Below are 14,167 nucleotides of genomic sequence, written 5' to 3' on the forward strand. Positions count from 1 at the left end.
CGCTGTCCTACGGCAAAAGACCGGTTGGCCCGGTTAATTGAAACCTTTTAGTGAACTTATAGTTCTTAAAAAACAGCCTGTTAAATCGTTAAAATAAAATTGGCATAGACTTCGCTTGATATCCGGCATAACGGAAATTTTACGAACATCCGTCGCCAGGTTTCCAGCAGGATACCGGCTCCCGGAATCTCTGAGCAGGAGAAATATCATGCCCCAAGTCATCAATACGAATATAGCTTCGCTAAATGCCCAACGGAATCTCAACCAATCACAGAGCGCGGCAAATGTCGCTTTCGAACGATTATCCTCCGGCCTCAGAATCAACTCGGCAAAGGACGATGCGGCTGGATTGGCTATTTCCACTCGTTTCGAGTCTCAGATATCAGGTCTGAATGTCGCTCAACGCAATGCCAGCGATGGAATATCGCTGGCACAGACGACAGAGGGCGCCCTGGATGAAGTGACGAACAATCTCCAGCGCATACGGGACTTGGCGGTGCAGTCTGCCAACGCCACCAACAGCGCTTCGGACCGACTTGCGCTCGACCAGGAGGTGCAGCAGCGTATTGAGGAAATCGCGCGGATAGCGGACCAGACAACCTTTAACGGACTCAAGGTCTTGGATGGGTCTTTTGGTGAACAAGACTTTCAGGTAGGCGCGAACGCTGGCGACACGATTAGCGTCAACCTAACCAAGGGCTCCCGGGCTGACCAAATCGGATCTCTGGCTGTTTCAGGTCCGAGGCAAGTTGGTAATACTGGACTAGCAGACAACGATCTAACCATTGCAGTTGGTGATAGCGAAGCTTTCCCAGTTCCTGGCACCGGTACCGACTCGTCAGCCAAGGCCAAAGCCGAAGCAATAGATTCGGCGAACATTCCTGGCCTTCCAACTGTTTCAGCGACTAACGTCAACGAACTTGGGTTCAAAGATATTGCTGCTGCGACTGGTACTGGAGTGCGGACCTACTCAGCGGATATTTCCGTCGGCACAACTTCATTTACGGTTTCTCTGACAGCGGGCACTACCTCTGACACCTTAACCGAGGCTGAATTTGCTCAGGCCATCAATGAGCAGGCTGCTGCCGCGGGCATTGAGGGCTTTACAGCCGAAGCCACAGCCGCAGCCACTAGCGGTATTATCCTCACTCAAGCTGATGGCAAGAACTTCACTGTTACTGCGCAAACATTAACCAGTGCCACGGGAGCCGCCGCAATTGGAACCACAGGCTTTACTGCGGCAGCTGTCGGGACGGTCGGTTCAGCGGCAACCCAGCGAGGCCAGATCACCATTGAGGCTCTTGAAACTATTACTATTGGCGGGACGGCTCCTGAAAAAGCAGGCTTTCTGGCCGGGGGGGAAACGATCGCTGTCAGCGGGAGCCTTGAAGAAGTAAACATCAAGACTGTGGTTGGCGCTAACGATGCGATTAAACGCGTCGATTCAGCCCTGACAACCATCAATGCTATCCGCAGTGAGCTGGGTGCGGTTCAAAACCGGTTTGAATCCACAATTTCCAACCTGAGCACAACGTCAGAGAATCTGGCAGCTGCAAACAGCCGGATCAGAGACGCAGATTTTGCCGCCGAAACCGCTGAACTGGCCAGGACGCAGGTGCTTCAGCAAGCCGGGCTGTCGGTACTATCTCAGGCCAATGCTCGCCCCCAACAGGTGCTTCAGTTGCTTCAAGGCTAAAAAGCAACGTAACCAGACAATCCATTGAATGTGGCTGCCCTCCTCTTAACAAGGGGCAAGGGCAGTCCCTCGAAGTCTGTGTGTTATGCTTTAAGATAAAAGTTCATTGCCGATTTTTGCAACATGGGCGATGCGAATACCCTTTCGGAGGAAAATGTGAACTCTCCTGGCCAGACTCTCAACCCAGCCCTCGCTTTTGCGCAACGGCGGACCAAAAATCTTTCATTCTTCCGGAAGGCCTACCCGGCAATATATAGTTACTTTAAAGACTACCGTATGACTAGAGCTGAGGTCGTCATTAGCGCCAAAGAGGACGAGGTAGACCTCTGGATAGACGGCAAGTCTTTATATAACGGCCAAGGACGGTCCCGTGCAAAACAAGGAGTTGAGTTGTTCAAAGCGACCTTCTCCCCTGGCTCAAAGATCCCATCACTTCAACCACCATGGCCGGGGGACTATTATCACCCAAGATTTGCGCACATGGCAGTTGATAATCTGTCACGCCTCTCCCCACTCAGGCGTGAGGAGTTTACGGGCTATCCTATTCCTAACTTCTATCCGTTGGTTGTATTTCAGGGAGTTGGCCTGGGATTTCAGATCGAGCAGCTCATCGAATCGTCTGATGTTGAAAACTGCATTATCCTGGAGCCCGATGTCGAAATATTTGCTGCGAGCCTGCTGACTGTCGATTGGGAGAAGATCTGTAAGAGCTTTCCAAATTCCGGCCAATCTTTGAGGTTTCTTATAGGAGCAGAACATTCCGAAGAGGGTCTCTGGGAACCTCTGCTCAGAAACCTGCTCCATTTTTCTCCTATTTTTCCTTTGATGAATTTCTTTCTCAATGAGAGAGGAGATCCGGTTATGGACCAGGTGGCGAGCCGCCTGAATCGTGAGGCTGTCGTTTCGCTTATGGTATGGGGACATTACGACGACGAAGTCCGTCAAATCAATAACGCACTTCATGCCTTCCACAACAATATAAGAGTCATTCCCGACAGAGGCAGTCTTGATTCCGATGTCCCAGTCTTTATCGTTGGCAGCGGCCCCTCTCTTGACGATCGACTCAACGATATCAAGAGAGTGCGAGAGAAAGTTCTGATTGTCAGTGCCGGCACAGGACTTCGCGCTTTACTGGAAAGTGGCATTTATCCCGACTTTCATGTCGAACTGGAGTCCGACTACATGAATTACCGGGTGCTTTCATCTTATGACAGAAAAAAATTAAAAAAGATCTGCATTGTTGCTGCCTCTCAGATCTGCCCTCTCATTTGGGATCTTTTTGGCGACCAGAGGTTATACTTCAAGAAAGAAAGCCCGATTAGTGGTTTGTTTGGTAATCCAGAGTCAACCATCTCGTACGGGACTCCAACATGTACCAACGCCGCCCTGGCCCTATGCTCTCAAATGGGACTGCGCAATATTTTTCTTTTTGGCACAGATTATGGTTTTCGCGACAATGCAAAACATCACGCGGGCCAATCGGTTTATATGAAAAGTGAGGATAATACACTTCACACTGAACTTAGCGAAAGCGCCAAAAAAGCGTTCTCAACCAGTAAAACATTCGCGATAAACGGAGTTAATAATACCAAAGTTCAGACAACATCTACCTATTTTACCGCCAAGCGAAGCGTAGAAAACCTAATAAATCTCGAAAAGTCGCGGTCTCCAGAAATTCGCTTTTTTAATTGTTCGGATGGTGCAGAAATCATAGGCGCTAACTGGCTGACACAAAATGACTTTTTTGAGACCATCAGCGAATATGGCTCAGCCGATAGCCGGGCCAGGACTTTCAATGCGCTCTTTTCATCAGACGCCTTGTCGGTCAAAACCGCTCAATTCGAATCTCAACTCCTATCAATAGAAGAGAACCTTCAGGATCTCTATCTAAAAATCTCAAGTATCTTGAAAAACAGAAAGCTACATGGCAAAAAAGATATCACCAGAGTCACCTGTGAAATAAGCCGCTACGTGGAAGAAAACCTTATAAAGGACAACCCGAGCTTCTACTACATGATTCGGGGTGCTGTCAGACATTTTCTATATGTGGGTTTTGCGCATACATTAGCCATGGAAGATTCTCAAGATGTGAGTCGATTTCTCAAGATCTGGAAAGCCGGTTTTCTTGATTGCCTGAAGGCCCTTCCAAAGCATTTCCACGAGGTGACCAGTAAAGTCTACGACATGGAAACAGACCCATGGATTTACCAGTCGATCAACGACCCGGAGTGATCTTTCGTGTTGGCATCTGGATGCTCAGAATAATCTTAGCTACTTGGCACATCGACTTGGCTGCCCGAATGATCTACCCGGCGAAAAAAATAGAATCGAGCTCTTCCTTTAATCCAAAATAGGAGGCCGCCATCAAGGCAGCAGAGAGACCTTGATCAAAAGTCACCAGAAATCCAGATCGCTTGATTCATCAAGTCGTCCGGTGACAGCCGACCCGAAAGCGGCAAGGGCGTTCACATTATACTTACGGCAAAGCTGCTCCACCTCTTTTGGTTGATCTGTCAGGATAACTGGAAACCCGGAATTCGCCATTCCCGCTCCCTCAAGGGTTTTCCCCTCTTCGGGCTCTCCAACCTACGAACTGGCACACCTTTCGCAACACCTCCCCCAAAGCACGGCAAACCGTCAAAAAAACTGCAGACCTTTGCCGCTCCCAATTGCGGCTGGTATCACGAGGTGTCCCATGCAAGCCAAGCATCAAGTCCAGGTATCCCAATCCCAACAGGCCCAGGTTGCCCGCCTGATTCTGCAAGCCAATCTTGCCTATGGGGAATCCAACAGCAACGGCCTAAGCCATATTCAGCGGCTGAAAGCTCGCCACGAGTGCCGGGGATACCTGAACGACGCTCTGGTGCTTGAGCCTGAAAACGCGAGCGCTTTGGGCCTGCTGGGGCGGGTTGAGATGGACGACGGGCAGCTTGAGAAAGCTCACACCCTGTTCAATGCCAGCCTGGATCAGCAGCCCGGTCAGGCACAGCAGTATTGCAACCTGGGCTACTGGGCCCTGAAAACCGAACGGCCCGCGCTGGGGGAGCAGTATTTCCTGCAGGCTCTGGACTGCGACCGGCAATCCGCCGCCGCTTTCTGTGGCGTTGCCCATTCCAAACGCTTGCAGGGCCAGTTCGATGTGGCCTACCTGCATTACCGCAAACTGCTGGAAACCGGCGCTGAGTGGGAATCCGTGTACAGCGGCATGCTCACCTGCGCCCAGCATCTGGACGTGAACAAAGCTGATTCCGCCCTGGCCCAGGATGCCATCACCCTGCTCCAGCGGGATGGTTTGCCCCATCAGGAGCTTGGCCGCTTCGTGGGCGCGATCATTTACCTGCAGTACGATCTGGATAACCCGGACGCGCAGATCTTTCTGGAAGCCGCTAGCGAAGATGAGCTGCTGATCCTGGCCCTCCAGAAAACCCTGATGCCCAACCCGGCAGTGGAAGAACTGGTCACCATGCTGCGCAGGGCCATTATCGCTGAAGTGGCGCAAACCGTTGAACTTCGGGACGAGCTTCAGCGTCTCTCTCTGGCTATCGCCCAGTATGCAGACAGGACCGGTTATGCCCTGTCTGCCGAAGATGACGAAGAGCGACTGGTTTCCGCCATCAACGACAGTATCCAGGCGCAATTCGCCCTGGGCGAGGAGCAGGACACGTTGATCGGCTCCCTGATGGTCAGCGCCATGTACGGCGCCCTCTTCCACCAACAGTTTGCCGTCCAGCTGGGCCAGTGGAACCTTGTGGACTGGCCCCTGGCGCTTCAGCCAGTTCTGGCCGCCAGCTACTATGACAGGGCCGAAGAAGAAGCCATCAAGCAAAACTTCGATGAGAAAGCCGAAGAACTCTGCATGGATAAAACTGACGTGCCCCAGGCCTGGCCGGCCTGGTCGCAGCTGGCTAATCGGACAGAAAGCAGCCTGAAAACCCTGATGGCAACCGAATTGGGCCTGGCTACCGACAACCTTCCGGCCACTCTGCGCATCATGGTCTGCGGCGCCCAGTCCGGCCAGCGCGCCATGGAACTGGCCAGCTACCTGGATGACGTGGAAGTGATCGCGGTGGACGAATCACTGGCCAACATTGCGAAGGCCACCCGCATGGCCAGCGAGATAGGCATGGACAACATCGTGTTCTGGCCCTGGTCCATCGCCCAGCGTTTTGTGGCGGATGGTCACCAGGTGCACTGGATTGAAGTCGGCCGCCTGCCCTCGCCGGCCATGACCACCCTGTCACTGGCGGCACTGGTAAACGATGCCACCGGCTCCGGCGCCGTCGTTCATATGCATACCGCCGTTGGCGAACAAACCGCAGGTGACAAACAGGTGCGCAACCTGATTGCCGACCACAAACTCCAGCCCACCCGCCAGGCCCTGCGCCAGCTCCGCCGGATGGTTCTGGCCAACCGGAAAGACACAACCTGGCAGGAACTGACTTCCGATGCGGATTTCTATAGCCTAGGCGGCTGCCGCGATCGCTGGTTCCGGCCCCAGGATACCGCCCAGTTGAAAGAGCTGATGGCCATGGTAAGCAATGAAGTGGAATGGAAGCTGGTAAAAGCCCGGGATATTGATGGGCACAGCCTGGCCACTGGGCCGGTTCAGAAACAGATTCAAGCTGAGGCACTGGGGAGTGAAGTGCAGAGTTTGATGGGGCAGAATCTGAGTGTTTATTTTTTGAAGCGGCGGTGAGCGTGAACCTGGGGTCAGATGAAGTTTTCATCTGACCCCGCCTCCATGATTCTCAGATGTACGGAATCAAAGACTCCCCATACAAATGCAAATCCTCCAAAACCCGCCGCTTCTTCGGCGACAATTCCGGGTCCGCCGCCAGGCGCTGTAATTCCTTGGCGAAGGCCTCCAAAGACCGCCAGCCTTTCTTCGGGTGCATCAGCCGCTGGCTGCGGAACTGTTCCCAACGTTCGAGCTCCTCGCCAGCCAGGGTGCCCGGGTAATTGCGGGCTCGGTAGCGGAACAGCAATTCCGGCAGGCGATCATCCTCGAAAGTCACTTCCAGTTCACCCAGCGTTTCCACTGGCTGCTCCAACACCCGGTTTAGTGTCTCCCTGTCAGCCTTGCTGATGAAGCCTCCAGCGTACAGTTGCTCATCCGGATCGGTGAGGTCGCTTTCGTGGGGCTGGTCAAAGGCCTCCGCAATCCTGCCCGGCAGATCCGGCGCTTTACGCAGCATGGCGAGATTGGCCCTGAGGGTATCGCCATCCAGCGCCAGTTCGTCCAGCCGTTCCTTCGACAAAGTCGATAGCATGGTCGACGGTGCCAGCACCGGGCACTTGTTCAGCTGCACACCTTTCAGCGGGAATCGGCTAACCCCCTCCCCCAGTTCCGCCTGGGAAGTAAACACCCGCTCACGAATCTGCTCAGGCGTAGCATTGATCAGCTCGCTCGGGTCTTCCCGCAGGTCGTACACAATTACCAGGTTCTTGTTGGTGGGATGATCGGCCACCGGGGCAACCAGGGCGCAGCATCCGCGAGTGGCGGGGTACTTGGCGGATATGTGGAATACCGGCTTCATGGTAGCGGTGTCCAGCATGGCCCTGGCGGAGTGCTTGTCTTTATTCTGAAGCACAAAATCAAACAGCTTCGGCTGTTTCTGCTTGATCAGCTTCGCCACCGCAAGGGTCGCCTCAACGTCCGACATGGCATCGTGGGCGGCTTCGTGGGCGATGCCATTGGCAACCGTCAGCGCCTCCAGCTTGAAACTGGGGCTGCCGTCGTCCTTGCGGGGCCAGTTGATGCCTTCCGGGCGCAACGCGTAGGTCAGTCGCACCATATCGATGATGTCCCAGCGGGAATTGCCGTTCTGCCATTCCCGGGCATAGGGATCGCGCAGGTTACGGTACAGCGTGTGACGGGTCACTTCGTCGTCAAAGCGCAGGCTGTTGTAGCCCACCACGCAGGTGCCCGGCTGGCTGAAGGCTTCGTTGATCTGGGCGATAAATTCCGCCTCGGGGAAACCGTCTTCCAGGGCTTTTTGCGGGGTAATGCCGGTAATCAGGCAGGCTTCCGGTGATGGCAGGTAATCATCCGCCGGCTTGCAGTAAATCACCAGCGGATCTTCGATGATGTTGAGGTCCGCATCCGTCCGCACACCGGCAAACTGGGAAGGCCTGTCGTGAACCGGGTCTACGCCGAAGGTTTCGTAATCGTGCCAATAGAACGAGCGGATCAAGGGACTGAGCTCCTGCCAAATGGGTTTCCAACTGGCAGGAGTTTAGCATTTAAAACAATTGGGTACCCATATCCTCCCGATGCGTCTGCAATCGTGGCACGCCCTGGCCGATCAGTTGGCTCATGCTTACCGTCATGCTCGTGGGCAGATTGATAAACACCCCTTTGCCGGCATTGATAACATTCACGCCATCCGGGCTTTGCCAGTCCACACCTTCACGCTGAAACCCGATAAAGAAGTCGTTGGTAAAGCCGGTGGTGCCATCGGAGTTTTCTTTGCCCACGAAGAGCGACTGAAGATGGGTCAGCGGCGCACAGTTGACGTTCTGCGCACAGTCCGCTGTACCATCATCAATACCAATATTGCTGGCCCGATATTTGGTGGCCTGGGAGTTCTGATCGAAAAGCGTTGCGTCAAATTCCTGACCACTGCCGTCCACCAGAGTGAGGCCAATATCCCCACTGAAACTGCTGGTCAGCGAAGAAACAGACCCCCGCGCCTGCCCGAACCCCATGCGGAATCCGGATAGCTTGCCCTCGGCCGGATCTTCCGCCAGTTCGATGTAAGGCTGGAAGGCTTCAAAGTGTACCGTGTCACCGGCACTGTAGGAATGACCGTTATACTGAACACCATCCGTGCGGGCGATATGCCCAAAAGCCACATGCTGTGCCGCGAAGTCCACTCCGCCATCGATTGTGCCGGCTTTCACATCATCCACATTCAATCGGGTTTCCACATCCATGCCCAGCGTCATGCGCGTGAACTCATGGGGGTTTCCCGGAATGTCCTGAATGTTCTCGATCTGCATAAAAGCCTGCCCGGTCACCTCACCCATTTTTTCGTCAGAAATGGGTTTCAGCTCGGCCTGGGCAACGGGCGCAATACCCAGGCAGAACAGGGTGACGGCAGCGTATCCATACGCCTGCTGTCTCATAGTTATCGTCTCTGAAGTAGTCGTTTAGAGCCAGTTTTCGACGCCCGGCTCCACTGCAGCCCGGTTTGTTTTTGGTTTTCCCGGTACGTGCAGGCGGCTGTGTTTTACACTGTTTTTATTTGCCGCACGTACACTATAGCCAAGGCACCTCGGCCAATAGAGTGAGCAGAGTCACAATCACCGTTTACAATTCAGTAATACTCGGCCAAGTATGAATACAGTCACAAAACTTTTAACTTAAGATACTTACATACCCTTACCGAACGTTACGAATGCTGTAGCTAACGTGTACACAACTAACTCCGCTGGTATACTTGGCAACCCTATGATCAACCCCCAACGGCCACCTCAATGACCACCCGCATACTGATCTGCGACGATTCCGCACTCGCCAGGAAACAGATGGCCAGAGCTTTGCCGGAAGGATTGCAGGCAGATGTCAGCTATGCGCACGATGGCAAGGAAGCACTGGTAAAATTAAGAAAGCACGAAGCCGAGTTGATGTTCCTGGATCTGAACATGCCGGAAGTGGATGGCTACCAGGTACTGGAGCAGATCCGCAAAGAAGATCTGCCTGTGATGACCATCGTCGTCTCCGGTGATATCCAGCCTGAAGCGAGGGAGCGGGTAAAAAAACTCGGCGCCATCGATTTCATCAAAAAGCCCACGGAAACGAGCACCGTGGTGCGCCTGCTGATGGATTATGGTGTCTACCGCCCCGGAGACATCGAAGACGCCGCGTTACAGGACGCCAGCCTCCGAAGCACTGGCAGCACCGCCCCGGAGATCTCCGTTTCCCTGAACGACTACCTGCAGGAAATCTCCAACGTGGCCATGGGACGGTCCTCGGATCTGCTGGCGCGCCTGCTACGAGTGTTTGTGAAGCAGCCCATTCCCAAGGTGGCCTTCCTCGCCAATTCCGAACTGCACATGGCGATCTCCTCCGTCAGCGACAGCGACACCTACTCGGCTGTGTGCCAGGGCTTTACTGGAGCCGGCATCGCCGGCGAGGCACTGCTGCTGTTTGCGGATGCCAGCTTCAAAGACATGGCCGAGATGCTGCACTACGAAAACCTCGAAGGCGAAGCCGTCAACGTCGAAGTGTTGATGGATATGTCCAGCATCCTGTTCGGCGCCTTCCTCAAAGGCATCGGCGACCAGCTGGACCTGAAGCTCGGCCTGGGCCACCCCACGGTACTGGGCCAACACCGGCAGATTACTGAACTGCTCGATCATCACAGCGCCCGGGAAGAACAGCTGCTGTGCATCGAAATCTGCTACACCCTGGAAGACCGGGACATTGAATGCGACATGCTGATCCTCCTCACCGAGGACTCAGTTCCCTTTCTCGAAGATCGCCTGCAATATCTGGTGGACTGACCCATGGCCATTAACGACTTTGAAGCCAACTCCTTCCACTGGCTGGTGGACATGCTGGAATCGGTGGAGGTGGGCCTGGTGGTGCTGGACCTGGATTTCCGGGTACAGGCCTGGAACGGCTTCATGGAAAACCACAGCGGCATAACCGCCAGCAAGATCCGTAATCAGGTGCTGTTCGATGTGTTCCCGGACATCCCCAAAGCCTGGCTCACCCGCAAGGTCGATGCCGTTGCCCTGCTGAACACCCGGGCATTCACCTCCTGGGAGCAGCGCCCCTACCTGTTCCGGTTCCGCAACACCCGGCCCATTACCGGCACCGAAGAATTCATGTTCCAGAACCTCACCATCAGCCCGCTCTCCGGTGTTACCGGGCAAGTCGAGAAAGTATGCCTGATGGTGTACGACGTCACCGACATCGCCAGCAGCAAACGGGCTCTGGAGCAGGCCAACGAACAACTGGCCAAACTCAGCATGACCGACCGCCTCACCGGCCTGCTCAACCGCGGCACCTGGGAAAACCTGGTAGACGCCGAGTTCGAACGCTTCCGCCGCTACGGCCACACCACCAGCCTGGTGATGTTCGACATAGACCACTTCAAACCCGTCAACGACACCCACGGCCACCTGGCCGGCGACGAAGTGATCAAGCATACCGCCAGCATAACCCGCGCCAACATCCGCCAGTCCGACAGCGCCGGCCGTTACGGTGGTGAAGAGTTCGGCATCATACTGCCGGAAACCGACGCCGAAGGGGCGCGGATTATCTGCGAGCGGATACGGGACAATATCGAACAGAGTGTGGTGGAAACCAGCGTGGCGCCGATTCGATATACCATCAGTATTGGCATTGCCCAGTTAACGGAGAAACCTGAGAACTATATGCAATGGATGCAGCAGGCGGATGAGGCGTTGTATGCGGCGAAGGAAGGGGGACGAAATCGGGTTGTAGTTGGCTAATCGCCCCTCTCCCCTGGCGAGAGAAGGGCGAAACTTAAATCAATCCTGCTGCCAGCTCTGCACAGCTTCCTTACCATGCTTCTGACGCCACTCATTCAGCGTCTTGTGATTACCACCACGGGTTTTAACCACTTCGCCGGTATGCGGGTTCTTGTAGGTTTTCATCGGGCGCTTCGGGCGGCTGCCAGCTGTTGAATCTGACTTGCCACCGGCTACAGAAGGATCAATCGCAGAAAGGATCTGAAGTACATCCTTCGGTGATTTATCATATTCCTTCATCAGGGAACGAACCTTGTTTTCAAACTCCAGTTCACTTTTCAGAGACTGATCTTTTTCAAGCTGTTCCAGCTCTGATGCAAGCTTTTCCATAAGCTGTTTTTTCTGGTAATAATCGTTAATCTTTGCCATGGAATTAAAACCTTATTCAAGTAGGGGTTTTAAAAACTTTATTGGAGTTGACTAAAAGTCGCCGTCAATAATAAACAAATCAACGTATCCTGGCAAAATTATTTATTTGCAAGGCCTTAATAAAAAACCGGTCCGCAATTAAACAAAAAGACAACTCCTACTCAAAACGACCATACCAATGGAATTAATACAATCGCAGTTAAGGCCACCAAACCGCTTAAGGGTAAGCCAATTCGAACGTAATCAAAAAACTGATATCTACCCGGGCCGTATACCATCAGGTTAGTCTGATATCCCAAAGGCGTTATGAACGAAGCCGATGCCGCAAACATGACGGCAATAGCAAAAGGAATGAAGTTAACATCCAGCTGTTCGGAAACCGCAAGGGCGATGGGGAACATCAACACGGCAGCGGCGTTGTTGGTAATTACCTCGGTGAAGATGGCCGTCAGCAAATACACAATAGCCAGCGCCAACCACGGCGTTAGTGCTCCGAAGCCCAGCAGACCGCCGGCCACCCATTGGGCGGCGCCGGTTTCAGTCATGGCATTGCCCAGGGCAAAGGACGCCGCAATCACCACCAGCACCGGCAAATCCAAACTACGCCGGGCCCGACTTGCAGTAATACAGCCTGAGGCAATCATCGCACCCGCAGCCAGAAATGCCGCTTCCATGATCTGCAAAAGCCCGGAAGCGCTCACCAGCACCATGAGAACCAATATCCCCATTGCCCGTGGCGCCCTGTGGAAATCCGGCGGCGTAGAATCATTCAATGCGCTGACCAGCAGGAAGTCACGCCGGAAGCGGTACTGCTCCGCAAACTGATGGCTGGCTTCAAGCAACAGCGTGTCACCCATTCGAAAGGTGATATCACCCAGCTTACCCGGCACCCGTTTGCCCTCCCGGGACAGGGACAGAATGACCGCATTGAACCGGGTACGAAACTGGCTATCGCGGATGGTCTTGTTCAGGGCCGGGAATTCCGGCCCAAGAACCACCTCTACCAGGCACCGCTGGTGGTTGGCCACATCCAGCTTGTGAACACTACCGTTGGCCGGTTTCAGGCCCTGGATACGGCGCAGCTCACTGGCGCATTCGGGCGCGCCCACAAAATACAGCCGGTCACCCGCCTGCAGGGTCCGGTCCGGATCTACGGCGGTAATCAGGCGGCCACCACGATCAATCTCCGTAAGGTAGCCGTAATTCAGGGCCCTGAGGCCTGCCTCGGCAATGGTTTTGCCCACCAAAGGGCCGGGCGCCATCACCTCAACCTCAACCCCGTATTGACGAACCAGGTCCAGTTCCTCGGTTACACCGCCACGGTCCGGCAATATCCTCGAGGCAAACAGAACCAGAAATGTACCGCCTACGAGCAACAACGGCACACCAACCCTGGCCAGCTCAAACAACCCAAGATTGATACCAAGAGTGCTCTGGAGCAGGCCATCCACCACCAGGTTGGTACTGGTGCCGATCAAGGTGCAGGTGCCGCCGAGAATGGCGGCATAACTCAGGGGTAACAGCAGCTTGGACGCCGGAACCCCAAGCCTCTGGGCCCAGTCCTGAATGGCGGGAATAAACATGGCAACCACGGCGGTATTATTCATGAACGCGCTGAGAATGCCGGTGGGCGCAATCATTCGCAGCTGGGCACCTTTCTCCGTTTTCGGGTGCCCCAGTAACCGACGGGCAATCCACTGCACCGCTCCGGTTTCCTTCAACCCGGCCGCCACCACATACAGAGTTGCAATGGTAATCACGCCCGGATTGCCGAACCCCGCTAAAGCCTCTGCCGGCCCCAGGATTCCCGAAATCAACAGGAATGCCAGAGCGGCCATCAGGACCAGGTCCGCAGAAACACGGGTAAGTGCAAGTGAAGATAACACTGCAAACAGCGTTATCAGTGTCACTATGCCTTGCCACTCCATGGATTTAATCCTTACGGGCGATCATTTCCCGCTCAAGCAAATAGGCAATCAGAGACTCGACACACTCGTCCACCGAGTGCCGGGACGTATCCAAACGAATCTCAGGGTGTGCCGGCACTTCGTAGGGCGAGTCTATCCCGGTGAAGTGCGTGATCTCGCCTGAGCGAGCCTTCTGATAAAGCCCCTTCGGGTCACGCTCTTCGCAGGTAGCCAGCGGGGTATCCATATACACTTCAATGAACTCGCCTGCCGGGAATAGCTTACGTACCAGGCGCCGGTCGCTGGTGAACGGAGAAATGAACGCGCTCATGACGATCAGGCCAGCGTCCGCAAAGAGTTTGCACACCTCGCCCACGCGGCGAATGTTCTCTTCCCGGTCGTCATCAGAGAACCCCAGATCCTTGCACAAACCGTGGCGAACATTGTCGCCATCCAGCAGGAACGTGTGGTAACCACGCTTATGCAGGGCCACATCCAGCGCATTGGCAATCGTCGACTTGCCGGAACCACTCAGGCCGGTGAACCAAAGCAGGCATGGTTTCTGGTTTTTATTAACCGAACGCTCCGCACGGGTGATTTTGTGATCGTGCCAGACAATGTTATTTGCCAAAACTTTTATCCTTTATTTTTTTGCCACGGACACTCACGGACCCACACGGACGTAAAACAT

At 54.4% G+C, this 14,167-nt stretch carries 11 protein-coding genes; 5 read left to right on the top strand and 6 right to left on the bottom strand.

Translation table 11 applies throughout. The features are described from left to right. The first annotated feature begins 208 nt into the window (after nt 1-208). Together CLH62_RS21565 and CLH62_RS03970 are read left to right on the top strand one after the other, a co-directional pair. Nucleotides 209-1,696, top strand: a complete 1,488-nt coding sequence (locus CLH62_RS21565) for a flagellin N-terminal helical domain-containing protein (protein WP_099616824.1) — start codon at nt 209-211, stop codon at nt 1,694-1,696. A 123-nt stretch (nt 1,697-1,819) separates the two neighbouring features. Then, a complete protein-coding gene (locus CLH62_RS03970) occupies nt 1,820-3,928 on the top strand; it encodes a motility associated factor glycosyltransferase family protein (RefSeq protein WP_099616825.1) in 2,109 nt (702 codons plus the stop codon). Nucleotides 3,929-4,090: 162 nt separating this feature from the next. On the opposite strand, the gene CLH62_RS21620 is transcribed toward CLH62_RS03970, so the two are convergent. After that, nucleotides 4,091-4,240 (bottom strand): nucleotidyltransferase domain-containing protein, encoded by a 150-nt coding sequence (locus CLH62_RS21620; RefSeq protein ID WP_143752347.1) that lies wholly within the window; start codon nt 4,238-4,240, stop codon nt 4,091-4,093. Between the two features lie 151 nt (nt 4,241-4,391). Here CLH62_RS21620 and CLH62_RS03975 point away from each other — a divergent pair, with 151 nt between their 5' ends. Continuing rightward, the gene (locus CLH62_RS03975; protein ID WP_099616826.1) at nt 4,392-6,392 is read left to right on the top strand and encodes a tetratricopeptide repeat protein; all 2,001 of its coding nucleotides are present in this window, start codon (nt 4,392-4,394) and stop codon (nt 6,390-6,392) included. A gap of 52 nt (nt 6,393-6,444) precedes the next feature. Here the strand turns inward: CLH62_RS03975 and sbcB are convergent, their stop codons facing one another. Further along, a complete protein-coding gene (sbcB, locus tag CLH62_RS03980; RefSeq protein ID WP_099616827.1) occupies nt 6,445-7,890 on the bottom strand; it encodes an exodeoxyribonuclease I in 1,446 nt (481 codons plus the stop codon). 49 nt (nt 7,891-7,939) lie between these two features. Further along, nucleotides 7,940-8,824, bottom strand: a complete 885-nt coding sequence (locus CLH62_RS03985) for a hypothetical protein (protein WP_099616828.1) — start codon at nt 8,822-8,824, stop codon at nt 7,940-7,942. Nucleotides 8,825-9,175: 351 nt separating this feature from the next. Between CLH62_RS03985 and CLH62_RS03990 the strand changes: the two genes are divergently transcribed. Both CLH62_RS03990 and CLH62_RS03995 read left to right on the top strand, forming a co-directional pair. After that, nucleotides 9,176-10,204 (top strand): response regulator, encoded by a 1,029-nt coding sequence (locus CLH62_RS03990; protein WP_099616829.1) that lies wholly within the window; start codon nt 9,176-9,178, stop codon nt 10,202-10,204. Between the two features lie 3 nt (nt 10,205-10,207). Continuing rightward, entirely contained in the window at nt 10,208-11,161 is a 954-nt protein-coding gene (locus tag CLH62_RS03995) for a GGDEF domain-containing protein (protein WP_099616830.1), read from the top strand. Nucleotides 11,162-11,200: 39 nt separating this feature from the next. Here CLH62_RS03995 and CLH62_RS04000 read toward each other — a convergent pair whose 3' ends face one another. From CLH62_RS04000 to cysC, 3 genes are all read right to left on the bottom strand, one after another. Further along, nucleotides 11,201-11,569, bottom strand: a complete 369-nt coding sequence (locus CLH62_RS04000) for a histone-like nucleoid-structuring protein, MvaT/MvaU family (RefSeq protein WP_099616831.1) — start codon at nt 11,567-11,569, stop codon at nt 11,201-11,203. 161 nt (nt 11,570-11,730) lie between these two features. Then, complete coding sequence (locus CLH62_RS04005; RefSeq protein WP_099616832.1) at nt 11,731-13,497, bottom strand: SLC13 family permease; 1,767 nt, start codon at nt 13,495-13,497, stop codon at nt 11,731-11,733. Nucleotides 13,498-13,501: 4 nt separating this feature from the next. Then, nucleotides 13,502-14,107: an adenylyl-sulfate kinase gene (gene cysC / locus CLH62_RS04010; RefSeq protein WP_099616833.1), complete on the bottom strand. Its 606-nt coding sequence runs from the start codon at nt 14,105-14,107 to the stop codon at nt 13,502-13,504. Nucleotides 14,108-14,167: the final 60 nt, after the last annotated feature.

The sequence above is a fragment of the Marinobacter guineae genome (assembly GCF_002744735.1).
Taxonomy (GTDB): domain Bacteria; phylum Pseudomonadota; class Gammaproteobacteria; order Pseudomonadales; family Oleiphilaceae; genus Marinobacter; species Marinobacter guineae.

What these genes read in the sequence shown, in the direction of transcription:
- CLH62_RS21565 (WP_099616824.1), top strand. Translation starts at nt 209, where the DNA reads ATGCCCCAAGTCATCAATACGAATATAGCTTCGCTAAATGCCCAACGG.
- CLH62_RS03970 (WP_099616825.1), top strand. Translation starts at nt 1,820, where the DNA reads ATGGGCGATGCGAATACCCTTTCGGAGGAAAATGTGAACTCTCCTGGC.
- CLH62_RS21620 (WP_143752347.1), bottom strand. Translation starts at nt 4,240, where the DNA reads ATGGCGAATTCCGGGTTTCCAGTTATCCTGACAGATCAACCAAAAGAG.
- CLH62_RS03975 (WP_099616826.1), top strand. Translation starts at nt 4,392, where the DNA reads ATGCAAGCCAAGCATCAAGTCCAGGTATCCCAATCCCAACAGGCCCAG.
- CLH62_RS03985 (WP_099616828.1), bottom strand. Translation starts at nt 8,824, where the DNA reads ATGAGACAGCAGGCGTATGGATACGCTGCCGTCACCCTGTTCTGCCTG.
- CLH62_RS03990 (WP_099616829.1), top strand. Translation starts at nt 9,176, where the DNA reads ATGACCACCCGCATACTGATCTGCGACGATTCCGCACTCGCCAGGAAA.
- CLH62_RS03995 (WP_099616830.1), top strand. Translation starts at nt 10,208, where the DNA reads ATGGCCATTAACGACTTTGAAGCCAACTCCTTCCACTGGCTGGTGGAC.
- CLH62_RS04000 (WP_099616831.1), bottom strand. Translation starts at nt 11,569, where the DNA reads ATGGCAAAGATTAACGATTATTACCAGAAAAAACAGCTTATGGAAAAG.
- CLH62_RS04005 (WP_099616832.1), bottom strand. Translation starts at nt 13,497, where the DNA reads ATGGAGTGGCAAGGCATAGTGACACTGATAACGCTGTTTGCAGTGTTA.